The organism is Paenibacillus hebaui (assembly GCF_051934385.1).
Lineage (GTDB): Bacteria > Bacillota > Bacilli > Paenibacillales > Paenibacillaceae > Paenibacillus.
Window position 1 is genome coordinate 5969396 of the sequence record NZ_CP196836.1, and the last position, 22902, is coordinate 5992297.

The window sequence follows — 22902 nt, forward strand, 5'->3', positions numbered from 1 at the left end:
ATCATCACGTTGTTCTGCTTGCAAAGAAAGCCTTTCCCTTATTCGGTCGGATCATACCGATCCTTAAAGTAAGGTGTAAAGCAATAGATCCCACCGCCATCCGGCGGAGGGATCTTATTTTTTCACCAAGCTCTATCTCATCGCATGAGCTTGTCACGTTCAACTAACCCTTCAATGATTCCCACGGAATACGTCTGCCTTACCTTAAGGCGCAGTCTCCAGGAATTTCGCTGTCGGGTTCTTATCCATTGCTGTTCTCATCGCATACTCATTCTCGAACAAGACAACATAATTACCCTTTTTATCCTTCACCAACGTTGAGTTAATCCGGAATTTACTTGCGTCCAGATTCTCGTCCACGATCCAGCGAGCGAACTGATAAGGCATACGCTGCAATTGCACGTCTACCCCATACTCGCCTTTCATCCGGTATTCAAATACCTCGAACTGGAGCTGACCAATTACGCCGAGCAATGTCTCGTCGAAGCTCACCGTATTGAACACCTGAATCGTGCCTTCCTCTGTCAGCTGGTCAATCCCTTTTTGATACTGTTTATGTTTCAATGCATTTTTCACCGTTACTTTGGCGAAAATCTCTGGCGAGAACGTTGGCATTTCCTCAAATATAATTTCGCTGCCTTGGCTCAGTGAATCTCCAATCCGGAAAATACCCGGATCGAACAAACCGATGATATCGCCTGCATACGCCTCTTCAACAATATCCCGATCTTGTGCCAGGAATTGTTGTGGCTGTGACAGCTTGATCTCTTTGCCCACACGGTTATGCTTCACACTCATTCCACGTTGGAACTTGCCTGACACAATACGCAGGAACGCAATACGATCGCGGTGTGCTGGATTCATATTCGCCTGGATCTTGAATACATATCCACTAAATTTATCATTCGTCGGCTGGATCTCTCCTGCCGTACTGCGACGTGGTTCAGGCTTCGGTGCCAGTTGCAGGAAGTTCTCCAGGAACGTCTGCACGCCGAAATTATTAATGGCACTACCGAAGAAAATAGGGGTCAGTTCGCCGCGTTCCACTTTCTCCATGTCGAACGGGTCTCCCGCAATATCCAGCAGCTCCAGGTCCTGACACAATTGATCATGCAGATACTCTCCTGCCATCTCACGAATAATTGGATCTTTGTAGCCGTCCACTTTTTGTACTCTAATAGTGGAATGATCGTCCCCTTGGAACAACTCCACCTGATTTTTCATCCGGTCATACACACCACACAGCTCGCGACCTGTACCAATCGGCCAGTTCATCGGCACGGAGCGGATACCCAGTACATTTTCGAGTTCTTCCATCAGATCAAACGGACTTTGTCCCTCACGATCCAGCTTGTTGATGAACGTAAAAATTGGAATGCCGCGCTTCGCACAAACTTGGAACAACTTGATCGTCTGTGCCTCGACACCCTTTGCCACGTCAATCAACATCACTGCGCTATCCGCAGCCGTCAGTGTACGATACGTATCTTCACTGAAATCCTGGTGACCTGGTGTATCCAGAATATTCACACGATGATCCAGATAATCAAACTGCATAACGGAAGAAGTAACCGAGATCCCCCGTTGCTTCTCAATTTCCATCCAGTCACTTGTTGCATGTTTGCTAGCTTTCCGAGCTTTTACCGTACCCGCAAGGCGAATCGCGCCCCCGAACAGCAACAGTTTCTCGGTCAAAGTCGTTTTACCCGCATCGGGGTGAGAGATAATGGCAAACGTCCGGCGTTTGTCCACTTCCTGTTGAAGAATGTTGTTACTATCTTTGCTCATAGATTCTATCCCTTTCATCCGTTCATTCACGTTAGTCCGGCGAAGCCGGTCGACATTTCAATCTTTATGCAATCCGGCTAAGCCGGTTGATTGTATACTTAGTATGTGGGCATTTCATATTCCTGACTTTCAGCCACCTATGCTAATTTTACACATTTACAACGGAGTTCATCCCCCTAATTGTTGTGCTTCCATTCATACCGTGAACCTGAATTGTAATTCAACTCTCCTATTGTACCATAATTTTTACCGAAAATAACCGAATTACGTACAGCAGTTTCTTCTCTTTTCTGATTGCATAAAAAAGCACCCTTCAGCCATGATCATGGCATCCAGGTACTCCTAATCCAATTATCGTTGCCTAACTTAGAAAATCAATGCATCCAGTGCGTATTGTCCTCCACCAGTCAGAGCCAACGCTACACCAATCACCAAAATCGCGAGGTTATATTCAAATCCGTTTTGCGTAGACCAGTACCCGTTTGCACCATGAACCTTCACAATCGCTATGACCATGGTAAGAGCAATCAGAATGCCACCTACAGAAGTCAGCAGACCCAGAGCCAGTAACAATCCGCCACCGAATTCAGCCAATCCAGCCAGCAGCGCAACCAGAGCGCCGGGTTTCATGCCCATAGATTCAAACCAGCCACCTGTTCCCTTAATTCCGTGACCTCCGAACCATCCAAACAATTTCTGAGCCCCGTGCGCCATGAACGACAATCCAATCACCAAACGAATCAACAACAAACCTACATCCAACATTTTCTTTTCCTCCATTCAATATATACAAAATAGTATTCTTAGATTAAAGATATTATGCCAAACTTTTTTTCATGAACTGATTTCGTAACCCCTTCAACTGGTTGAAATTTAATCTCATGAATGATGCACTTATCCGACGAACGCTTCGGGTTAAGTCTGTCTTTTGCGTAACTCTTTATCTCTTGAGTTGAGTATAAGTTATATACTTACTTTTTGTCAACAACTTAATTTAATTATATCCATCTTCCTCTTCCTTGTATCTTTCTGCAGCTCTTTTTTTCACACAAAAAGAAGCCCGGAAAGTCCGCAGTTCCGCGTCCTTTCCAAGCCTCATTGATAACAAAGCAGCTCCATTTACCGATGTAACGGCCTTGATCTCATCCGATCTTGCTTATAACAGATTCACTCATTCGGCCTCCTGTTTCATTTGAATTATCTTGCCAACAGGCTGCAAAGTTAAACGAGATGCTGTACCACTCTATTAATTATTCACTTGCCAGATGACACTGTCCTCATCTTGACCATTCACCGGCCACCAGTGGAAGCCATCCTGTTCCAGGAGCTTGCCTGTCGCTTCCGGTCCCCACGTACCTACCGGATACGTATGAAGTTCTCCATGGTTCTCTGCCCAAGCCGCCGCAATCCGATCTACAAAAGACCAGGCTGTCGCCACTTCATCCCAACGGGTGAAGTACGTGGAGTCTCCTTCTGCCGCATCATGCAGCAGACGTTCATATGCTTCTGGTGAGTTAATTCCGATCATGCAGCTCTGGCAGAAATCCATCGCGAGTGGCTGGATTTCGGAGTCCGAGCCCGGTTTCTTGGCATTGATTTTGATATAAATGCCTTCCATTGGATTCACCCGAATGACAAGCAGATTCGGTTGCAGTTTATATTTTTTCCCGAGATATACGTTGTTGGGCATCGATTTGAATTCAACCACGATCTCGGTCGTTTTCACTGGAAGGCGCTTGCCTGTCCGAATATAGAATGGCACACCTGCCCAACGGAAATTATCCACAAATACACGGGCAGCAAAATACGTCTCCGTATTCGACTCTGGGTCTACCTTGTCCTCTTGGCGATAGCCAGGAAGCTGTTTCCCATGGGATTCCCCCTCGGTATACTGGCCCCTTACAACGTTATTGCTCACTTCTTCATCTGAAGTGAACGCTCGCAGAGAACGTAATACCTTCACCTTCTCATCGCGGATATCCTCCGGGAATAAACGACTTGGCGGCTCCATTGCAATCATGGTCAACATCTGCAGCATATGATTTTGCCCCATGTCACGCAGCGCGCCGGAATGATCGTAATAACCGCCACGTTCTTCCACGCCTACCGTCTCACCCAGTGTAATCTGAACGTTCGCGATATGTTTGTTATTCCAGAGTGGTTCGAAAAATGCATTGCCAAATCGAATCACTTCGATATTCTGTACCATTTCCTTGCCCAGATAGTGGTCAATCCGGTAGATCTCCTCTTCACGGAACACTTCACGAATTTGCTCATTCAGTTGTTCAGCAGATTGAAGGTCATAACCAAAAGGCTTCTCAATCACGAGTCGATTCCAACCCTGGCCTTCCAGCATCCCCCCATCCCGCAAGCTGTACGAGACACTGCCAAACAGCTCAGGTGCCAGTGCCAGATAGAAGAGGCGGTTACCCGGTGTATTAAACTTCGCTTCAAGAGTCTCCGTCTGCTCACGCAATTCCCTGAATCCGTCAACGTTATTGATATCAAGTGATTTATACTCAAAATGTTCGACAAAAGCATTCCAATCAGCAGGTTCCCCCGCCGGATAACGGCAGAACTCTTTAATGGATTCATGGACATCTTCCCGGAATTCTTCTGGTGACCTCGGACGACGTGCTACACCAATCACCGCAAAATCTTCGGCTAACTTGCCTTCGCGATAGAGACTGTAAATGGCCGGAAACAGCTTCCGGCGAGCCAAATCGCCCGTTGCTCCAAAAATGAAAAATACTGCGCCTGGTGTTTGCACTTCATCTTGCAATTGTTTTTCAACCATGGGCTCCTCTTTCTTCCGGGAAGACATCTTCACGCTCTCCCCGAGCTATGTAATGGTGTTATATATGCATCGAATACAACCGTCAATTACCAGCAAGTTTCTTCTTGGATGTGATGCCATTTTAGCATAATGACTGCGCAGTTGCACTAATTTTCCTGATAATCCTTCTCCATATCCTTTTCGAAATTCATCGAAATTTCATCTATAAGTATAAGTGATCAAACTTATAAATACACACTATTGCTGTATTAATATTCAATCGTAATTACCGGAAAACCGACTGTAATTCGATTGATTCCTTTTTCATTATCCTGGTGAACCGCCAGCTGCATATTCAAAATATGCGAACCACTCTGAATCGCGATTGGCAGATTAGGCACCTTATAGGATACACTTGCCGTGTTGGCATCCGTATAACGTTCCACCGATTGCACATCCATTTTTCCCGACATGTTTTCTTCAATCTGTTCTACTTGAATGCTTGCTTCACTTTCGGTTCCTCCTGTGCCTTGCACTGAGAAATTCCACGTAGCCTCCATACCTGAGTCTTTGAGCATCTGACCTACCTGTTCATGTAGTGCCGTTAACCCATGCCAATCTGTACGCCCATTCCCCGATAAGTGTACAATGGTGTAGTACGTATTCTCGCCAGTAACGACAACATTAACCCGCCTACCTGCGTTTAGACCATCAGCATCTATATCCGCCTCACTGCGATACACATCATGACCCGTTTGACGTACCAATACCGGTTGGTGTAATCCCAATTGTTGAGCCATCACCTCTGCCTGCTTCTGTGCATCTCCCTTGCCTTCTCCCTGCCATTTGATGACCAGACGATCCACCTGATCCATCGCCATGTCAGCGGTGTTCTTCAATTGATCCAGCTTGGCTGCTTCGGACTCCGTCTTCTCTGCATACACCTGTGTTACACCTATAAGAATAATAATGGCTATTACCAATAGACCTGTTGTTATCCAACGATTCAACATTCATATCCCCTCGCTCTTCCGCTAAATCTATGAATCTATCAACAGCATGCCCCCTTTCCTCATTTGCTAAACTTCTGTTACATACAAAAAAAGCCCCTTCAACCATCTTCATGGCTGATAGGACCAAATATGTAAAACCATTATGATGTTGCTGTCCGCATGTAATGAAGAACACAGCCCATTTCTATCTGATAACACTTCTGTCTTATTCTGCAAGTCCATTCTTATATGCATAGATGGCGGCCTGTGTACGATCATCGACACCCAATTTTGCGAGTATATTTGTGACATGGAATTTTACTGTTTTGATACCGATAATTAGGTCATCCGCGATGTCCTGGTTTGACTTGCCTTTCGCCACCAACCGAAGTACATCCATTTCCCGATCCGTCAATTCATCATGTAAAGGAGCTGCCGCCTGTGGCTGTCTGAATCGATTCATCATTTTGGATGCCACCTGTGACTCCAGCACAGATTGCCCTCGTGCTGCTGCGCGAATTGCGTCTGCCACTTCATTCGCTCTCGATGTTTTCAATAAGTAACTGAAAGCTCCAGCTTCAATGACCGGGTACATTTTTTCATCATCCAGATAGCTAGTCAACACAATGACCTTACACTCCGGATACATTTTGAGCAACTGCCTGGTAGCTTCAATACCATCCATGCCTTCCATGACGAGATCCATTAAGACAACATCAGGCTTATATTCCTGAGCCAGACGGATGCCTTCCTCACCGCTTCCCGCTTCACCGACCACTTCAATACCATCTTCGGTATCCAATACCGCGGCGAGTCCAATACGCACCATCTCATGATCATCCACGAGCAACACTTTGATCGACGTTTCCGTTTCCGTCTCCGTTTCTATTCCCGTTTCCATTGACATGTTCTTCCTCGCTTTCATTGCTCATCAAAGGTATCGTTATCTCAATCCGCGTTCCCTTACCTGGCGCTGTTACAAACTGTATTGCTCCGCCAATTTCAGTGACACGTTCACGCATATTAGCCAGGCCATAGGAAGCTTGCTTATTTTCATCCAGATCAAAGCCTTGGCCATCGTCACGAATGAGTACCCGAATCGCATCTGTACGGCGTTGAAGCCTGATTTCCATTTTCTCTGCTTTAGCATGTCGTAATGTATTGGACATCGCTTCCTGAATAATACGGAACAGATGATTCTCAATGCCCTTGATCAGATGAATGTCCTCATCCATTTCAAGCACAATATCCATAGGTACCTTCGTTTTCAGTTCCACCACAAGATCACGCAGACCTTGTTCAAGATGTTTGCCCTCCAGATAGACGGGCCGCAGATGCAACAGCAATGCACGCATCTCGGACTGGGCTACCGATGCCATCTCTTCAATCAGAGCGATCTGCCTCTTGGCACGCTCAAAATCCGTATCCATCTTCCGGCCAACCGCCGTTGCTGTCATCGAAATCGCGAACAACTGCTGTGATACCGCATCATGCAGTTCTCTTGCCAGCCGTTGCCGCTCCTCCACAATTGCCGTGATTCTAGCTTGCTCAGCTAGCTGTGCATTATTGGTAGACAGTCTTTGCAGCGACGAGATCTGATCTTCCCACTTTTTGCCGATTCGTCCAAGTTGCTCACTTAATCGGCCTACATCATCTATACCAAGATCTGGTACAGTACGTGAAAGTGAACCTTTTTCCCATAGCAACAGCGTCTCTCGCAGTAATTCAAGCCTTCGTTTGACCCGGTAACTCTGGTAGAAGCCGAAGGCTGCACCCATACCGACCAAGAGCAGCACTAAAGCCAGCCCCGATTGAATCAGATGCCTCCATCCGGCAAACGGGGCCAGATAACCATATGTATACAATACATACAAAATAACAGCAAGCACAATGAAAACCAGGAGGATCCCTTCACCCATACTTCGGGTTACCATGTCAGTATGTCGTTTTGTCTTCATCCGGGTCTCCTCCTTTCTTCACCTATTAAGGTATTACGGATTACTGATGCTTAGGTCGCCAACAAGATAAGAAATGACAAATTTTACTTTATGTTCACTGGACTCATATCCAGGGGTTCTCCATATCAATGTGTTCATCATGCCGCTATCTTGTTCACCCAGAAGATTAATTCGGCCGAACAGGACCGATGCTTCAATCTCCACACCATAATCTTCAGGCAGCGTCAGACGAACATTTCCCATAACCCCTTGCAGCAGGACCATCGTTTGTTTCTCCTCAGGGATGGAAAGAGATAAATCAGCATTAACCTCACCTATGGCATGCCACAGGCTCATACTGCGTAACGTCCAGGGTGCTTGATCCCAATAATAACGAGCCATGAAGTTTTGTTTGCGCATGACATCTTCATGCAGATGAATCTTTTTGTTTTTGGAGTAAAAATAGGCTAATGAAGCCAGTACAATTAGAAATACAATCATAAGATTATCCAGCAGCAGCAGAGCTGCGCCAATACCCAGATATCTATAGCCTTTGTGTGTATCACCCTTACGAACTTGAACCATACCAATCGTTAACAGAATCAGTGCGGCAAGGGTCAGCAAATTTATATTTCGATTCAGTAGCATCAACATGCCGATGACGATAATTATACCTGCAAGCCATTGACTTTTTCTATTCATCTGCCGCACCTCCTCTGTAGATTGATCTTCCCTATTCGACGGAAAAGCCATACCAGGCAATGAACACCTGTATGGCTTAACCTTTGTTCTACAAACCGTTCTTTATTCACGATTTATAGAATATCATATTGTCTGCTGAGCGAACAGTTATTCTTTTGAAGTACCGCCCGTTTCACTCTTCGCACCATTACCCATTTTGTTCTTAAGCGCCTGCAATTGTTGATCCACTTTGAATTGTTTCTCTACATCCACAGGATTCGTGTATGAAGACTGTGTGTTACGGTATGGTGCACGACTCACATCAGCTTCCGCTTCCAGTTGCATGATCTTCTCTTCCATCCGGTGGAATCCAAGGGATGCGCCACCACTCTCGATCGAATGCAAGCTGTTAATTGAGGACATTTGTTTTTTGGCTTTGGCCATTTGAGCACGGGATACGAGTTCATTGCGTTTGTTACGCATTTTGTAGAACTCATCTTTCATGTCATGCAGCTGTTGCAGCAAATCTTTAGCCTGTGCTTCGGACTGTGCATGCAGCTCACTGTACTCGGTAATTTTTTGATCAAAGTAAATTTTCTCTTCCAGCAACTTGCGTGCCACTTCTTCCTGACCATTAGCCAGTGCAGCTTCTGCTTGGGATTCACGTTGTACCGATGTGCGTTCAGCTTCATCCAGACGTTGTTTCATGCGGCGCTCGTTCGCCATTTGTTTGGCAACCGTTACCTCAGCCTCATGAATCTCAGCCTCCATGTCACGCAAATACTGGTTCAACATTACAATCGGGTCTTCCACTTTATCCAACATATCATTTACCGATGCTTTCGTCATATCCTTAATCCGTTTAAATACTCCCATTTTACTTTTCTCCCTTCTCGTAACGAGATAATTTTTGGCGAAGCTCTTCAACTTCTTTTTTCAGTGCTTTTTTCTCAATATCTTTCATCATGGAATCAAGTTCACTTTCTTGGGGCGTTCCTGCTCCATAGGCGTTGTTGTCATAAGAACGCGGACCCGACTGAGGTCTGTTGTTGTATCCAGGGCCAGGACCGAAGTTTCCAGGACCTTGATTACGGTTGTTTTGGAAAGGGCCTCTTGGTGGCTCATGATCAAAATTGTTGTATCCTCTGCCAGGACCAGGACCATTGTTCGGACCATAGCCGTATGGATCATAAGGTGGGTATGGCTCTTTCGGCACCACCAGTGCTGCGATAAAGTAGATTAACAACGACGTGCCGCCAGTTACGAAAATACTGATGACAAAGATGATACGCAGCAGGGTTGAATCCATGCCGATCGACTCGGATATCCCACCACACAATCCTGTCAGCATCCGGTCACGCGTTGAGCGGTATAATTTGCTCATGTGCTTACTCCTTTCGTTTACTTATATCCTCTTACGTGATCAGCACCATAAGCGTATGGATCAGCGTGATTGGATTCTTTTGGCACTACCAATGCAGCGATGAAGTAGATCAGCAATGATGTACCTCCCGTAGCGAAAATGCTGATGAAAAAAATGATACGCAGCAGCTTGGAGCTCATTTCAAGATTTTCAGAGATGCCGCCGATCAAACCTGTCAGCATACGATTACGCGATGAGCGGTAAAGTTTATTCATCTGACTACTCCTTTCTGTCATTGTTCAGCTTTTGTTTCAGTCGTTCCAGTTCTTTGTCCAACGTTGAGCTAGACATACTACCAGCAGTTCCATTTCCATCCTGGGTCATTCTTCGCAAATCCCGGAGACTCTGGGCCTCATATTCGAGATCAGAGACTTGATCATCCAATCGGTTGAACATACGCGGTACATTCTGTCCGTTATGGTTGCCTCTTTGATTCATTCGTTGCTGCAACTGAATCGTCTGCATACGAGCGTAGTAATATTGGCGTTTGCTGTACACATTTTGATACTCTGATTTAAGTTGGTCGATCTGTTCATCAAGCTCCTGTAAAGCCGCATTGCTTTGTGCATACAATTCATTGTATTGTTCCATTTTTTCCTCATGGAGGATTTTTTCCTGCAAAGCAAGTTTAGCGAGATGCTCCTCACCTGCTTTTAGGGCCATGGAAGCTTGCTCTTCCCGTTTGTATACCATACCTGCTGCCTGATCGGCTTGTTGTTTCATTTGTCTGGTATGGCTTGCATATTGATGACGAAGCTTCTCAGCTTCACCAATGTCTTGGCGGGTCGAGACCAGAAACTGGTCAATCAGCTTAACTGGATCCTGACTTTGCTCCAAATGTTCGTTTAAAGTAGCTACGGTAATATCCCGCATTCGACGAAATACACTCATTTTGTTCTGTCCTCCTTTTCATGATCGTGAAAGCTTAGTAACGGCCACGACGACTGCGATTATTACTTAACATGGAGACTCCGTAGATAATTAACCCGATTGCGATGATCGGTCCGATCAGCCAGGCCATTTTGCTCATCAGTGAAATGATACCGATGATGAGAACAATCCATCCTAGCAGCACATTTCCTCGTTTTACCCCGTAGTATCCAAGTGCAATCATCAGGATCGGAATCAGATATCCCATTAAGTGTCCGAGGAGAGGGGTTAACTTTCCAAAGAGGATGAGTGCGCCCAGCGCAATCAGTACAACCGCCCAGCCATTTCCTTTATTCCATCTCATATTGTTGTTCACCACCCTTTCGATTCGTTTATTTTGATTTGTTTGTTTGTTCGTTTGTTTCTTGTTTAACCTTATGTCCTTATTCTAGAGCAAACTGAAGCTTTTCAAAACAGACCGTGGACGGTTTTTCATCCTAGACTCAGGTCGGGGATCGTGTTGGACCTATGACTGTCCCTATATCAGACCATCGATGCTCATCACTGCATAACAGCCCTGGATACCTCTTATTACCCTTGTTCGCTCCCCGTCTCACTCTGTACTAAAATCACGTCCATATCCCTTATCTACGTTTGCATCTGATTTCCGTTCCCCATCATTTCCTTCATTAACAGCCAAACCACAGCAAAACGAATATCAAATATTCCTTCTACCTTATTGTCACCCTTCTTTTTATTACTTTTTTATCCAAATAAATAAAATTTAGATTGTTCTATATGTAAGCGTTTACTAAAATAGAATGTGTTACTAATTTATTGGTCAGGAGTGGAGCTGTGCGATCATTCAGCTATCTACATAAAATGATAGGCTTCGGGATTCTGTTAAGTACCCTTCCTATTCTATTGACGGGAATTGCCGCATTTATCTATTCATCCAATCAAACCGAGCTGCATCGAACACAAGCCAATAAACAATTACTTACTCAAATGCAATCCAACGTGGAACATAAACTTGCCATAGTAAGCTATATGCTGGATCAAACCATTCGCTCACCTGTTGCGCTAAACTCATTATCTCTATCTTCATCCTCTTCGGTTCCCATCCAGGGGACAAGACCTTTAATTGCGGAGAAGTTACAGACCGAGTTTCAAAATATGAGGTCATGGGAGCCTTTACTGGATATTACACTCGTGAATCAAACTCAGAATTGGCTTATCGATCATGCAGGACTGTATCTTAATACTGATTTCCCATTAGCGCTGCCGATGAAAGAATTATTATCTAATACACTTACCTCTGGTTGGCAACTCACACCTTCATCTCTATTTAACAATAAGGAACGTAAGGTCAATTCAGGCTGCATCTATCATATTGCACTTGCCAGATCCATTCCTAATGGAAATACCTCTTCCGATGCTGCACTGATTGGAGGAATTCCAGCCTGTTCGCTACAGAGACCACTTGAAGAAGAATCTCCAGGAAGCTCTGCTTCCGGACTGATCATTTTGAATCGGGAACAGCGTATCATGGTCCATCCCGATCCTCGATATATCGGTCAGCCATTGGCTACAGCGGGAATAAGGGATAGCACTTCTGGCGTTAATTTGAATGAGCTGTTACCCCGCCCTGGGTTTGCTGCTGCTTCAGGGCAACGCGAGGTACATATTGCAGATACACATTACGCCCTGTCTTACACACATTCATCTTTAAAAGGGTGGACATATATTCTTATTTCTCCTACGAATGTCCTGACCCGAGAATATATTCAAATTGGACTGCACACCATGTATATCAGTATCGCGATGCTACTTCTTTCACTGTTGCTCTCATGGATAGGTTCGAAAAGAATGCATAAACCCATTCGTAGACTTCTGATGCAACTTGGTGACAAACGTTTGTCCAACGGTAGCCTGGAAGAAAAGTCTGCACTTCCTAAAGATGAATTCGAACAAATCAGGGCTGGTGTTTCACAACTCTCTGCATCTCAATCTCAACTTGAAAGCAAACTAAATCAATATATGCTGCAACTTCATGCTCATTTTCTGATAAATCTACTTCTGGGGAAACATCCTCCCTCTACTCTTCATGATACTCTGAGGGAGCATGGCTACGCTCTTCATCTTCAGGAATGGCAACAAATAGCCGTTGTTACCGTGCAGACAGATCTCGTTAACCATACAAAATATAATACGAAAGATCGTGATCTTCTGCTATTCGCCATTCAGAATATACTGGAGGAATCCGTTAATTCCCAGCAAAAACTGCTTCCTGTTGTTTACGAACAGGCTGTCGTCCTGATCGTAGGTACGACTGAACAAGATAAAATGATTTTTTCCCAGGATCTATACACGCTAACGGAGCAGTTGCAACATCAGATCGATGAAATTCTGAATCTTCAGGTAAGTATTGGCTTTAGCCAGCCTCATGCCTCTCTGTTTCATATACCTCAGGCTTATAAGGAGGCCCTTGAAGCACTTAAGCATCGAATGAAGTTGGGAACAGGCATCATCATTCAATTTGAGACGATCGATACGCATGCTTCTCTTTGGTCATTGTCCTATCCGGAAGCTCTGGAATATGCACTGATTCAGGCTGTCCAAAATGCAGAAGAGGCTCAAGCCTCCTCCCATCTTCATCAATTGCTTGAAGTACTGTTTGGCATGGAGTGCACACCCGAAGAATATCAGGTAGCACTTACCCGGTTACTAAGTCACATTTTGCAAATGATGCAGGAATCCGGTATACGACTTGGACAGATATCACAAGGTCATGGTTCCATTTTCAATGAACTGCATGCTCTACAATACGCTGCCGAGGTTGAACAGTGGTTTAACAATAAGGTAATCATACCAATCATTCAGATCTTGAAGGAAAGACAATATGCCCAGTATCAGCAAATCTCGGAAAAAATGATTGCCATGATTCAGCAAGGATACGATAAGGATCTGACGCTGGAAGAATGCGCATCAAGACTTCACTATAATGCCAACTATTTAAGTAGTGTGTTCCGTAAAGAGACAGGCTGTGCATTCAGTGAGTATCTGACGAAGTATCGTTTCAGTATGGCTAAAAAGTGGCTGGACGAAAGCGAGCTAACGGTCAAGGACATCGCTACACGGCTTTGTTACAATAACCCGCAGAACTTTATCCGTTCTTTTCGTAAATGGGAAGGTATCACGCCTGGACAGTATAGGGAACGTAAACTGAAGTCTGATCAAGCGAAATATTGAGCGGCTCTTTTGAGGACAGTAGGACGGGTATGTCTATAGTTAAAGCGTAGACCAATGGAACATGGAGCGAATAGCGTGTGCTCCATTGATTAGACAGTAACAACGCTAAATAAAGATGTCCCATATGCCATTCATGTTCATGGCATATGGGACATCCCCTTTCGATCATATCTGGAAGAATGGTTACTGATATCAATTACTACGCTTAGCTGCGTAGCACTTTCATGTTCGGTTGTTCCAGTTGAATCAGAATTTTGCCGAACTTCCCACCTCTCGAGAACTTAACCACACCATCTTTGTAAGTGTCTCGAATATATTTTTCAGCCAAGGCAAGTGAACCTTCATCCGTTGGCAGTTCGTGCGAGCGAAACCATTCCTGAAGCTTATCGACGACCTCCTCAGTAGACATCTCAATACAACTTGTTTCTTTAGTGATCAAGGTGGTGTAAGAATAACCTTTCAAGTACAGCAACTGTTGTATAAACCCCATATCCCCAGTGATGCCTGATGGATAAACACCTAATACCTCTTTAAGCTCATCGAATAGTGTATGTTCTTTGGGCCCAGCCATCGTGCTGATGTAAACATACTTTTGGGCAGTGCTGATCGCCTGTTCGATCGTTTCCCAGTTGGACATTGCCGGGCACATCGATGCAAAGGCGAAGTCATATTTCTTTTCCCAGCCCTTCTCCTGAATCGATATGTCTTCGAATCGTTCTGATATGACATCAATACTGGATTGCAAGGACAGAGGAATCTTCTCTTTCATTAATGAATTGAATAGCTTGTAGGGTTCTACAGCTGTAATGGACGCTCCTCTGTTCGCAAAAGGGATCGTAAAGATGCCTGAGGCTGCTCCAATGTCCAATATAGATAAACCGTTAAGATCCACTCCCTGATTCTCAATCCAGCCTATGATGCGTTCGGTTCTTTGTTTTCCTTGTTCAGTAAACGACTGTTGATGATATTCCCTGGCCCATCGTTCATATACTTCTTCTTTATCAGGTGAGAAACTCTGCTGTTTGTATATTGAACTTGTCGACTGATTCTTCCACTCCTCTTCCCATACAGATGGATCGAATAAAATCTCAGAGTACTTTGATACGTGTATTTCCTTAGACATGCTGCTTCACTCCATTTCCTTTGATAAACTATAGAACTACATAATAAATAACTTAAATAAATACAAATCCAAACTTAATAGATCCTCAATATCTATTATTAACACAAAAAATAAAAGACTTTACTTATCTACAATGTATTTAATCAAATATACCTCAATACATAAAAGAATGCAACGCTGTAATTCAAACAGAAACAATATATCATAAAAATAGACCTATAAATCGCCGAAGCAATTCATAGGTCTATTAAGTATACCGGCGAGAGGACTCGAACCTCCACGGTTTCCCACTCGATTTTGAGTCGAGCGCGTCTGCCATTCCGCCACGCCGGCACATTTGATTTGTTGCATAGTTTGTAAAAATATACTGGAGGCGCCACCCAGATTCGAACTGGGGATAAAGCTTTTGCAGAGCTGTGCCTTACCACTTGGCTATGGCGCCACATTTTGGAGCGGACGACGGGAATCGAACCCGCGACCCTCGCCTTGGCAAGGCGATGCTCTACCGCTGAGCCACGTCCGCAAAATGGCTGGGGATATAGGATTTGAACCTATGCATGACGGAGTCAAAGTCCGTTGCCTTACCGCTTGGCTAATCCCCAAAAAAACAAAAGGGCGATCGAGGGGAATTGAACCCCCGAATGCCGGATCCACAAACCGGTGCGTTAACCACTTCGCCACGACCGCCACAATAAAATATATCTTTAAAAATTTAATTGGCAGGGGCAGCAGGAATTGAACCCACACCAACGGTTTTGGAGACCGTTGTTCTACCTTTAAACTATGCCCCTATAAAACTGGTGGAGGATGATGGATTCGAACCACCGAACCCGTACGGGAGCAGATTTACAGTCTGATGCGTTTGGCCACTTCGCTAATCCTCCAGGATTAAATGGTGCCGGCGAGAGGACTTGAACCCCCAACCTACTGATTACAAGTCAGTTGCTCTACCAGTTGAGCTACACCGGCGTATTAAGTTGTGATAAATGGTGGCTCGGGACGGAATCGAACCGCCGACACGAGGATTTTCAGTCCTCTGCTCTACCGACTGAGCTACCGAGCCATAATAAAGTTTAAACCTGAAACGTTACACTTTATCTAGGGCGTCGATGCCTAATAGCAGATTTAGTGAACAGCTTCCTCATGAAGAATAAAAATGGCGGAACCGACGGGATTCGAACCCGCGATCTCCTGCGTGACAGGCAGGCATGTTAGGCCAACTACACCACGGTTCCAGATTACTTTCAATTAAGAAAGATTAATTGCGGGGGCAGGATTTGAACCTGCGGCCTTCGGGTTATGAGCCCGACGAGCTACCGGGCTGCTCCACCCCGCGTCGTTATTCAAAAATAGATATGGTGGAGGCTGAGGGGATCGAACCCCCGACCCTCTGCTTGTAAGGCAGATGCTCTCCCAGCTGAGCTAAGCCTCCGAACAACACATTTATGAGTTTAACATAAATCTCTTGTGAAAATCAACTTCTTTTTTTGAAGTTAAAATATGACCCGTAGGGGATTCGAACCCCTGTTACCTCCGTGAAAGGGAGGTGTCTTAACCCCTTGACCAACGGGCCTTACTATGGCGGAGAGAGAGGGATTCGAACCCTCGAGACGCTTGTGACGCCTACACGATTTCCAATCGTGCTCCTTCGGCCAGCTCGGACACCTCTCCATATGGCTCCCCGAACAGGGCTCGAACCTGTGACAACTCGATTAACAGTCGAGTGCTCTACCAACTGAGCTATCAGGGAATATGCTTCAGAGATCATTCTCTGAAAACTAGATTCGAAACGAAATTTGCGATTTACAACCTGCATATTGGATAAGCCCTCGACCGATTAGTACTGGTCAGCTCCATGCATTGCTGCACTTCCACCCCCAGCCTATCTACCTCGTCGTCTTCAAGGGGTCTTACATACTGGGAAATCTCATCTTGAGGGGGGCTTCACGCTTAGATGCTTTCAGCGCTTATCCCTTCCGTACATAGCTACCCAGCGGTGCTCCTGGCGGAACAACTGGTACACCAGCGGTACGTCCATCCCGGTCCTCTCGTACTAAGGACAGCTCCTCTCAAATTTCCTACGCCCACGACAGATAGGGACCGAACTGTCTCACGACGTTCTGAACCCAGCTCGCGTACCGCTTTAATGGGCGAACAGCCCAACCCTTGGGACCTACTTCAGCCCCAGGATGCGATGAGCCGACATCGAGGTGCCAAACCTCCCCGTCGATGTGGACTCTTGGGGGAGATAAGCCTGTTATCCCCAGGGTAGCTTTTATCCGTTGAGCGATGGCCCTTCCATGCGGTACCACCGGATCACTAAGCCCGACTTTCGTCCCTGCTCGACTTGTAGGTCTCGCAGTCAAGCTCCCTTATGCCTTTGCACTCTTCGAATGATTTCCAACCATTCTGAGGGAACCTTTGGGCGCCTCCGTTACTCTTTAGGAGGCGACCGCCCCAGTCAAACTGCCCACCTGACACTGTCCCCGCACCGGATTACGGTACCAGGTTAGAACCTAGATACGATCAGGGTGGTATCCCAACGGTGCCTCCACACAAGCTGGCGCTCATGCTTCAAAGGCTCCCACCTATCCTGTACAGATCGTACCCAAATTCAATATCAAGCTGCAGTAAAGCTCCATGGGGTCTTTCCGTCTTGTCGCGGGTAACCTGCATCTTCACAGGTATTAAAATTTCACCGGATCTCTCGTTGAGACAGCGCCCAAGTCGTTACGCCATTCGTGCGGGTCAGAATTTACCTGACAAGGAATTTCGCTACCTTAGGACCGTTATAGTTACGGCCGCCGTTTACTGGGGCTTCGGTTCACAGCTTCGGATTGCTCCTAACCACTCCCCTTAACCTTCCAGCACCGGGCAGGCGTCAGCCCGTATACTTCGCCTTACGGCTTCGCACAGACCTGTGTTTTTGCTAAACAGTCGCTTGGGCCTTTTCACTGCGGCCCCCTCGTGCTATTCACACTACCGGGGCACCCCTTCTCCCGAAGTTACGGGGTCATTTTGCCGAGTTCCTTAACGAGAGTTCTTCCGCGCGCCTTAGAATACTCTTCTCGCCTACCTGTGTCGGTTTGCGGTACGGGCACCATCACCTGGCTAGAGGCTTTTCTTGGCAGTGTGAGATCATGACCTTCGCTACTATAATTTTCGCTCCCCATCACAGCCCAGCCTTATCGATGTGCGGATTTGCCTACACATCAGCCTCACTGCTTAGACGGACATCCATCAGTCCGCGTCACTACCCTGCTGCGTCCCCCCATTGCTCATAACGGCTTACGGTGGTACAGGAATTTCGACCTGTTGTCCTTCGACTACGCCTTTCGGCCTCGCCTTAGGTCCCGACTTACCCTGAGCGGACGAGCCTTCCTCAGGAACCCTTAGGCTTTCGGCGGATCAGATTCTCACTGATCTTTTCGTTACTCATACCGGCATTCTCACTTGTATAATGTCCAGCGCTCCTTACGGTACACCTTCAACCCTTATACAACGCTCCCCTACCCCTGATGCAAAGCATCAAGCCATAGCTTCGGTGGTGTGTTTAGCCCCGTTACATTTTCGGCGCAGAGTCACTCGACCAGTGAGCTATTACGCACTCTTTCAATGGTGGCTGCTTCTAAGCCAACATCCTGGTTGTCTGGGCAACTCCACATCCTTTTCCACTTAACACACACTTGGGGACCTTAGCTGATGGTCTGGGCTGTTTCCCTTTTGACAATGGATCTTAGCACTCACTGTCTGACTCCCGGAAGTAAGTCTATGGCATTCGGAGTTTGACTGAGCTTGGTAACCCTTGCGGGCCCCGCACCCAATCAGTGCTCTACCTCCACGACTCTGTTTTCCGAGGCTAGCCCTAAAGCTATTTCGGGGAGAACCAGCTATCTCCGAGTTCGATTGGAATTTCTCCGCTACCCCCACCTCATCCCCGCATTTTTCAACATGCGTGGGTTCGGGCCTCCAGTGCGTGTTACCGCACCTTCACCCTGGACAGGGGTAGATCACCCGGTTTCGGGTCTACGTCCACGTACTAACTCGCCCTATTCAGACTCGCTTTCGCTGCGGCTCCGGCTCATCACCTTAACCTTGCACGGGAACGTAACTCGCCGGTTCATTCTACAAAAGGCACGCCATCACCCCTAAAACGGGCTCTGACTTTTTGTAAGCACACGGTTTCAGGTTCTATTTCACTCCCCTTCCGGGGTGCTTTTCACCTTTCCCTCACGGTACTGCTTCACTATCGGTCGCTAGGAAGTATTTAGCCTTGGCAGATGGTCCTGCCGGATTCATACGGGGTTTCACGTGCCCCGCACTACTCGGGATTGGTCTCGGAGAGAGCAGACTTTCAACTACAGGGCTTTTACCTTCTTTGGCGGGCCTTTCCAGACCTCTTCGCTTAATCGGCTCCTTTGTAACTCCATGTGAGACGTCCCACAACCCCAAAGAGCAAGCTCTCTGGTTTGGGCTTCTCCGCGTTCGCTCGCCGCTACTGACGGAATCACTATTGTTTTCTCTTCCTCAGGGTACTTAGATGTTTCAGTTCCCCTGGTATGCCTCTGCACAACCTATGTATTCAGTTGTGAGTAACTGGAAATTACCCCAGCTGGGTTTCCCCATTCGGACACCCCCGGATCAAAGCTTGCTTACAGCTCCCCGAGGCAGTTTCGTTGTTCGCCACGTCCTTCATCGGCTCCTAGCGCCTAGGCATCCTCCGTGTGCTCTTAGTAGCTTAACCATATCGCTCGTGTTCGAGCTGTCGCTCCGCTTGTTTTGGACTACGTCCAAAGCCAAAAGTCGCTCCATTTCGATCACTCGCTCATGCAATCTACCTTATAAACACTTCACTTGTTTACACAAGATCAGCTTAAAGGAATGTTCTAAATCGCAAAATTTCGTTTCGATATCTAGTTTTCAAAGAACAAGCTCCATGCAAAAGCAAGCTGTTTGAGAGTTTGAGCTCTCAAAACTGAGCAACGAGTGAGTTAAAAGCTTTACGAAGTAAAGCTCGCTTCGGAAGCATGCTTCCTGAAGACTTGGTTTTGAATGTTTCCACTCGGGAAACGATTCTCCATAGAAAGGAGGTGATCCAGCCGCACCTTCCGATACGGCTACCTTGTTACGACTTCACCCCAATCATCTATCCCACCTTCGGCGGCTGGCTCCTTGCGGTTACCCCACCGACTTCGGGTGTTATAAACTCTCGTGGTGTGACGGGCGGTGTGTACAAGACCCGGGAACGTATTCACCGCGGCATGCTGATCCGCGATTACTAGCAATTCCGACTTCATGCAGGCGAGTTGCAGCCTGCAATCCGAACTGAGACCGGCTTTGTTGGGATTCGCTCCATCTCGCGATTTCGCAGCCCGTTGTACCGGCCATTGTAGTACGTGTGTAGCCCAGGTCATAAGGGGCATGATGATTTGACGTCATCCCCACCTTCCTCCGGTTTGTCACCGGCAGTCTATCTAGAGTGCCCACCCGAAGTGCTGGCAACTAAATATAAGGGTTGCGCTCGTTGCGGGACTTAACCCAACATCTCACGACACGAGCTGACGACAACCATGCACCACCTGTCTCCTCTGTCCCGAAGGAAAGATACATCTCTGCATCGATCAGAGGGATGTCAAGACCTGGTAAGGTTCTTCGCGTTGCTTCGAATTAAACCACATACTCCACTGCTTGTGCGGGTCCCCGTCAATTCCTTTGAGTTTCAGTCTTGCGACCGTACTCCCCAGGCGGAGTGCTTAATGTGTTAACTTCGGCACCAAGGGTATCGAAACCCCTAACACCTAGCACTCATCGTTTACGGCGTGGACTACCAGGGTATCTAATCCTGTTTGCTCCCCACGCTTTCGCGCCTCAGCGTCAGTTACAGCCCAGAGAGTCGCCTTCGCCACTGGTGTTCCTCCACATATCTACGCATTTCACCGCTACACGTGGAATTCCACTCTCCTCTTCTGCACTCAAGTCACCCAGTTTCCAGTGCGATCCGGGGTTGAGCCCCGGGATTAAACACCAGACTTAAATGACCGCCTGCGCGCGCTTTACGCCCAATAATTCCGGACAACGCTTGCCCCCTACGTATTACCGCGGCTGCTGGCACGTAGTTAGCCGGGGCTTTCTTCTCAGGTACCGTCACTCCTTGAGCAGTTACTCTCAAGGACGTTCTTCCCTGGCAACAGAGCTTTACGATCCGAAAACCTTCATCACTCACGCGGCATTGCTCCGTCAGGCTTTCGCCCATTGCGGAAGATTCCCTACTGCTGCCTCCCGTAGGAGTCTGGGCCGTGTCTCAGTCCCAGTGTGGCCGATCACCCTCTCAGGTCGGCTACGCATCGTCGCCTTGGTGAGCCGTTACCTCACCAACTAGCTAATGCGCCGCAGGCCCATCCCCAAGTGACAGATTGCTCCGTCTTTCCAGTTTCCTTCAGGAGAAGAAAACAAGTATTCGGTATTAGCTACCGTTTCCGGTAGTTGTCCCAAGCTTGAGGGCAGGTTGCCTACGTGTTACTCACCCGTCCGCCGCTAAGTATCAAGGAAGCAAGCTTCCTATCCACTCCGCTCGACTTGCATGTATTAGGCATGCCGCCAGCGTTCGTCCTGAGCCAGGATCAAACTCTCCAATAAAGTATTGAAAAGAGCGATAAGCTCATTTTGAATCTGACGAGATTAAAAAATCTCATTTGTGCTCCAGTTGATTCAAGCCAAGGCTTGTCTCTAACTTTCGCGTTCATTCTGCAAGCAGAATGTTTACTCACTCGTTGTTCAGTTTTCAAAGATCAAACTTAATTTTCCTTGCTGTTTTTCGTTATCACCGTGTTTTCGGCGGCGACTTAAATAATATATCACATTCGGTTCGTTTTCGTCAAGAACTTTTTTTATTTCTTTTTTTAATGCTTTAGTTCTTCACTTTCCCTCTGCAGAATTAATCGCTTGTTGACGATTAGTTCATTTGAGGAACGAAATATAATGTATCATATTTTGCGAATAGGAGTCAATATCTTTTTATAAATTATTAAACAAACAAAAAAGGAAGGTTTCCCCTCCTTCTTTCGATACATATAATGCAGGCTTCCGGGGTTGGTTACGTCTCGATCCAGTAACGTATTTCCCGACCATCTCCTCCAATAAGGGATGGCCATCCTGCAGATTCTTTCACAATACAACGGAACACCAATTTACGAAGTACGAGTGGCAGATCTTCACGTACATATCTTAACTGTGGATGATGAACAAGTTCATCCATACTCCACGGTTCCCTCCGACTTCTTAGCACACGCAGAAGCAATCCAGAGCAATCACTCATTTTGGACATCACCGAGAATTCACAGGCAAGCAGCACAAGCTCCACTCGCTGTTCTAATGTCTCCGAGCTTACTGTGAGCTCCTGATAGAGCTTCCATAGAGCACGGTCCAAATTCTGCACATGCGTCCAAACGGCATGATCCGGGTAAATCCCTTGTTCAATGAGTACAATTCTTGCCCAGTTTCCAAGAGCCTCAAGCACATTGTAATAAGCATCTACAACATGCCCTTCCTGGATGTAGAGTTTGGCTTCTACATAATTTCTTAAGAAGCTGGCGAATTCATGCAGCAACTTCTGCTCACGCAATTCCATTCCGAAAACGGATAGTTCCTCTCGCATATCACTCAAGGTACTATCAGTCTCCCAGATGATTTCACCTTTAGTCAGACACTGCATGAGATTATTGTTATCCCCCGTAATCACACTGCTCTGCAGCTCATGACGGCCAACATAGATCATTTGATAACGAAGATCACCATATCTGTAATGCCCAACTTTTGATATCAACTGGTCCGTATTATGAACAATAAGTACGAGCAATTCAAAATCCTGGATTAGGGAGCCGTGGAATCGATCTCCCGGGTGGGAATAAGCGATAGCCCCAACTGCCCCTGTCTCTTCCGACTGTTCGGACAAAAAAGCAAGGTTCTTTAGTTCCACGATTCCCTCCATACAATTCATGGCAGATATGCACCAAGTCAGTTATAATGTAATTCTACATCCAGACTGAAGTTTCCTTCTTTTC

Annotated in this window: 15 protein-coding genes, 15 tRNA genes and 2 rRNA genes; 1 reads left to right on the forward strand and 31 read right to left on the reverse strand. The window is 46.5% G+C overall.

From position 1 onward, the window contains the following. Nucleotides 1-204: 204 nt before the first annotated feature. From ACR32F_RS27085 to ACR32F_RS27140, 12 genes are all read right to left on the reverse strand, one after another. Nucleotides 205-1788, reverse strand: coding sequence for a peptide chain release factor 3 (locus ACR32F_RS27085; protein WP_440112571.1), 1584 nt, complete (start codon nt 1786-1788; stop codon nt 205-207). 366 nt (nt 1789-2154) lie between these two features. Further along, entirely contained in the window at nt 2155-2553 is a 399-nt protein-coding gene (locus ACR32F_RS27090) for a DoxX family protein (protein WP_440112573.1), read from the reverse strand. 481 nt (nt 2554-3034) lie between these two features. Beyond that, nucleotides 3035-4585 (reverse strand): glucose-6-phosphate dehydrogenase, encoded by a 1551-nt coding sequence (gene zwf, locus ACR32F_RS27095; RefSeq protein ID WP_440120033.1) that lies wholly within the window; start codon nt 4583-4585, stop codon nt 3035-3037. A gap of 248 nt (nt 4586-4833) precedes the next feature. Continuing rightward, a complete protein-coding gene (locus ACR32F_RS27100; protein ID WP_440112575.1) occupies nt 4834-5577 on the reverse strand; it encodes a YwmB family TATA-box binding protein in 744 nt (247 codons plus the stop codon). 205 nt (nt 5578-5782) lie between these two features. Beyond that, nucleotides 5783-6457, reverse strand: coding sequence for a response regulator (locus ACR32F_RS27105; protein WP_440112577.1), 675 nt, complete (start codon nt 6455-6457; stop codon nt 5783-5785). Then, nucleotides 6393-7514 (reverse strand): sensor histidine kinase, encoded by a 1122-nt coding sequence (locus ACR32F_RS27110; RefSeq protein ID WP_440112579.1) that lies wholly within the window; start codon nt 7512-7514, stop codon nt 6393-6395. Before ACR32F_RS27110 ends, ACR32F_RS27105 begins: the two co-directional genes overlap by 65 nt. Before the next feature lie 33 nt (nt 7515-7547). Further along, a complete protein-coding gene (liaF, locus tag ACR32F_RS27115) occupies nt 7548-8195 on the reverse strand; it encodes a cell wall-active antibiotics response protein LiaF (protein WP_440112581.1) in 648 nt (215 codons plus the stop codon). 147 nt (nt 8196-8342) lie between these two features. Beyond that, a complete protein-coding gene (locus ACR32F_RS27120; protein WP_440112583.1) occupies nt 8343-9050 on the reverse strand; it encodes a PspA/IM30 family protein in 708 nt (235 codons plus the stop codon). A gap of 1 nt (nt 9051) precedes the next feature. After that, nucleotides 9052-9558: a PspC domain-containing protein gene (locus ACR32F_RS27125; RefSeq protein ID WP_440112585.1), complete on the reverse strand. Its 507-nt coding sequence runs from the start codon at nt 9556-9558 to the stop codon at nt 9052-9054. Nucleotides 9559-9575: 17 nt separating this feature from the next. After that, a complete protein-coding gene (locus tag ACR32F_RS27130) occupies nt 9576-9812 on the reverse strand; it encodes a PspC domain-containing protein (protein ID WP_440112587.1) in 237 nt (78 codons plus the stop codon). A 4-nt stretch (nt 9813-9816) separates the two neighbouring features. Continuing rightward, nucleotides 9817-10488, reverse strand: a complete 672-nt coding sequence (locus tag ACR32F_RS27135; protein WP_440112589.1) for a PspA/IM30 family protein — start codon at nt 10486-10488, stop codon at nt 9817-9819. 34 nt (nt 10489-10522) lie between these two features. Beyond that, nucleotides 10523-10831 (reverse strand): LiaF transmembrane domain-containing protein, encoded by a 309-nt coding sequence (locus tag ACR32F_RS27140; RefSeq protein ID WP_440112591.1) that lies wholly within the window; start codon nt 10829-10831, stop codon nt 10523-10525. A gap of 491 nt (nt 10832-11322) precedes the next feature. Between ACR32F_RS27140 and ACR32F_RS27145 the strand changes: the two genes are divergently transcribed. Beyond that, nucleotides 11323-13719 carry a helix-turn-helix domain-containing protein gene (locus tag ACR32F_RS27145; protein WP_440112593.1) on the forward strand — a complete coding sequence of 799 codons (2397 nt, stop codon included), beginning with the start codon at nt 11323-11325 and terminating at the stop codon, nt 13717-13719. A gap of 205 nt (nt 13720-13924) precedes the next feature. Here ACR32F_RS27145 and ACR32F_RS27150 read toward each other — a convergent pair whose 3' ends face one another. The 19 genes from ACR32F_RS27150 to ACR32F_RS27240 all read right to left on the reverse strand — a co-directional run bounded on the left by ACR32F_RS27150 (nt 13925) and on the right by ACR32F_RS27240 (nt 22817). After that, nucleotides 13925-14842 (reverse strand): class I SAM-dependent methyltransferase, encoded by a 918-nt coding sequence (locus ACR32F_RS27150; protein ID WP_440112595.1) that lies wholly within the window; start codon nt 14840-14842, stop codon nt 13925-13927. A gap of 254 nt (nt 14843-15096) precedes the next feature. Further along, nucleotides 15097-15175 (reverse strand) — tRNA-Leu (locus ACR32F_RS27155). A gap of 35 nt (nt 15176-15210) precedes the next feature. Further along, a tRNA-Cys gene (locus ACR32F_RS27160) sits at nt 15211-15284 on the reverse strand. Between the two features lie 6 nt (nt 15285-15290). Beyond that, nucleotides 15291-15365, reverse strand: a tRNA-Gly gene (locus ACR32F_RS27165). Between the two features lie 4 nt (nt 15366-15369). Beyond that, nucleotides 15370-15444 (reverse strand) — tRNA-Gln (locus tag ACR32F_RS27170). A gap of 12 nt (nt 15445-15456) precedes the next feature. After that, nucleotides 15457-15529, reverse strand: a tRNA-His gene (locus tag ACR32F_RS27175). Nucleotides 15530-15559: 30 nt separating this feature from the next. Then, nucleotides 15560-15633 (reverse strand) — tRNA-Trp (locus ACR32F_RS27180). A 7-nt stretch (nt 15634-15640) separates the two neighbouring features. After that, nucleotides 15641-15726 (reverse strand) — tRNA-Tyr (locus tag ACR32F_RS27185). Nucleotides 15727-15735: 9 nt separating this feature from the next. Further along, nucleotides 15736-15811: transfer RNA gene (locus ACR32F_RS27190), tRNA-Thr, on the reverse strand. Nucleotides 15812-15829: 18 nt separating this feature from the next. Continuing rightward, a tRNA-Phe gene (locus ACR32F_RS27195) sits at nt 15830-15905 on the reverse strand. 94 nt (nt 15906-15999) lie between these two features. After that, nucleotides 16000-16077 (reverse strand) — tRNA-Asp (locus ACR32F_RS27200). Nucleotides 16078-16104: 27 nt separating this feature from the next. Further along, nucleotides 16105-16178, reverse strand: a tRNA-Met gene (locus ACR32F_RS27205). A 20-nt stretch (nt 16179-16198) separates the two neighbouring features. Continuing rightward, a tRNA-Val gene (locus tag ACR32F_RS27210) sits at nt 16199-16274 on the reverse strand. Between the two features lie 69 nt (nt 16275-16343). Then, nucleotides 16344-16415 (reverse strand) — tRNA-Glu (locus tag ACR32F_RS27215). A 6-nt stretch (nt 16416-16421) separates the two neighbouring features. After that, a tRNA-Ser gene (locus tag ACR32F_RS27220) sits at nt 16422-16513 on the reverse strand. A gap of 3 nt (nt 16514-16516) precedes the next feature. After that, a tRNA-Asn gene (locus ACR32F_RS27225) sits at nt 16517-16592 on the reverse strand. A 67-nt stretch (nt 16593-16659) separates the two neighbouring features. Beyond that, nucleotides 16660-19586, reverse strand: a 23S ribosomal RNA gene (locus ACR32F_RS27230). A 339-nt stretch (nt 19587-19925) separates the two neighbouring features. Then, a 16S ribosomal RNA gene (locus ACR32F_RS27235) occupies nt 19926-21478 on the reverse strand. Together the 16S and 23S rRNA genes with 15 tRNA genes alongside form the textbook arrangement of a ribosomal RNA operon. Before the next feature lie 457 nt (nt 21479-21935). Beyond that, on the reverse strand, nt 21936-22817 hold the full coding sequence (locus ACR32F_RS27240) for a nucleotidyltransferase-like protein (protein ID WP_440112597.1): 882 nt from the start codon (nt 22815-22817) through the stop codon (nt 21936-21938). Nucleotides 22818-22902 lie beyond the last annotated feature (85 nt).

Excerpts from the sequence above, each read along its gene's own strand:
- ACR32F_RS27105 (WP_440112577.1), bottom strand. The coding sequence starts at position 6,457 with ATGGAAACGGGAATAGAAACGGAGACGGAAACGGAAACGTCGATCAAA.
- ACR32F_RS27100 (WP_440112575.1), bottom strand. The coding sequence starts at position 5,577 with ATGTTGAATCGTTGGATAACAACAGGTCTATTGGTAATAGCCATTATT.
- ACR32F_RS27090 (WP_440112573.1), bottom strand. The coding sequence starts at position 2,553 with ATGTTGGATGTAGGTTTGTTGTTGATTCGTTTGGTGATTGGATTGTCG.
- liaF (WP_440112581.1), bottom strand. The coding sequence starts at position 8,195 with ATGAATAGAAAAAGTCAATGGCTTGCAGGTATAATTATCGTCATCGGC.
- ACR32F_RS27130 (WP_440112587.1), bottom strand. The coding sequence starts at position 9,812 with ATGAATAAACTTTACCGCTCATCGCGTAATCGTATGCTGACAGGTTTG.
- ACR32F_RS27125 (WP_440112585.1), bottom strand. The coding sequence starts at position 9,558 with ATGAGCAAATTATACCGCTCAACGCGTGACCGGATGCTGACAGGATTG.
- ACR32F_RS27150 (WP_440112595.1), bottom strand. The coding sequence starts at position 14,842 with ATGTCTAAGGAAATACACGTATCAAAGTACTCTGAGATTTTATTCGAT.
- ACR32F_RS27120 (WP_440112583.1), bottom strand. The coding sequence starts at position 9,050 with ATGGGAGTATTTAAACGGATTAAGGATATGACGAAAGCATCGGTAAAT.
- ACR32F_RS27140 (WP_440112591.1), bottom strand. The coding sequence starts at position 10,831 with ATGAGATGGAATAAAGGAAATGGCTGGGCGGTTGTACTGATTGCGCTG.
- ACR32F_RS27085 (WP_440112571.1), bottom strand. The coding sequence starts at position 1,788 with ATGAGCAAAGATAGTAACAACATTCTTCAACAGGAAGTGGACAAACGC.
- ACR32F_RS27135 (WP_440112589.1), bottom strand. The coding sequence starts at position 10,488 with ATGAGTGTATTTCGTCGAATGCGGGATATTACCGTAGCTACTTTAAAC.
- zwf (WP_440120033.1), bottom strand. The coding sequence starts at position 4,585 with ATGGTTGAAAAACAATTGCAAGATGAAGTGCAAACACCAGGCGCAGTA.
- ACR32F_RS27110 (WP_440112579.1), bottom strand. The coding sequence starts at position 7,514 with ATGAAGACAAAACGACATACTGACATGGTAACCCGAAGTATGGGTGAA.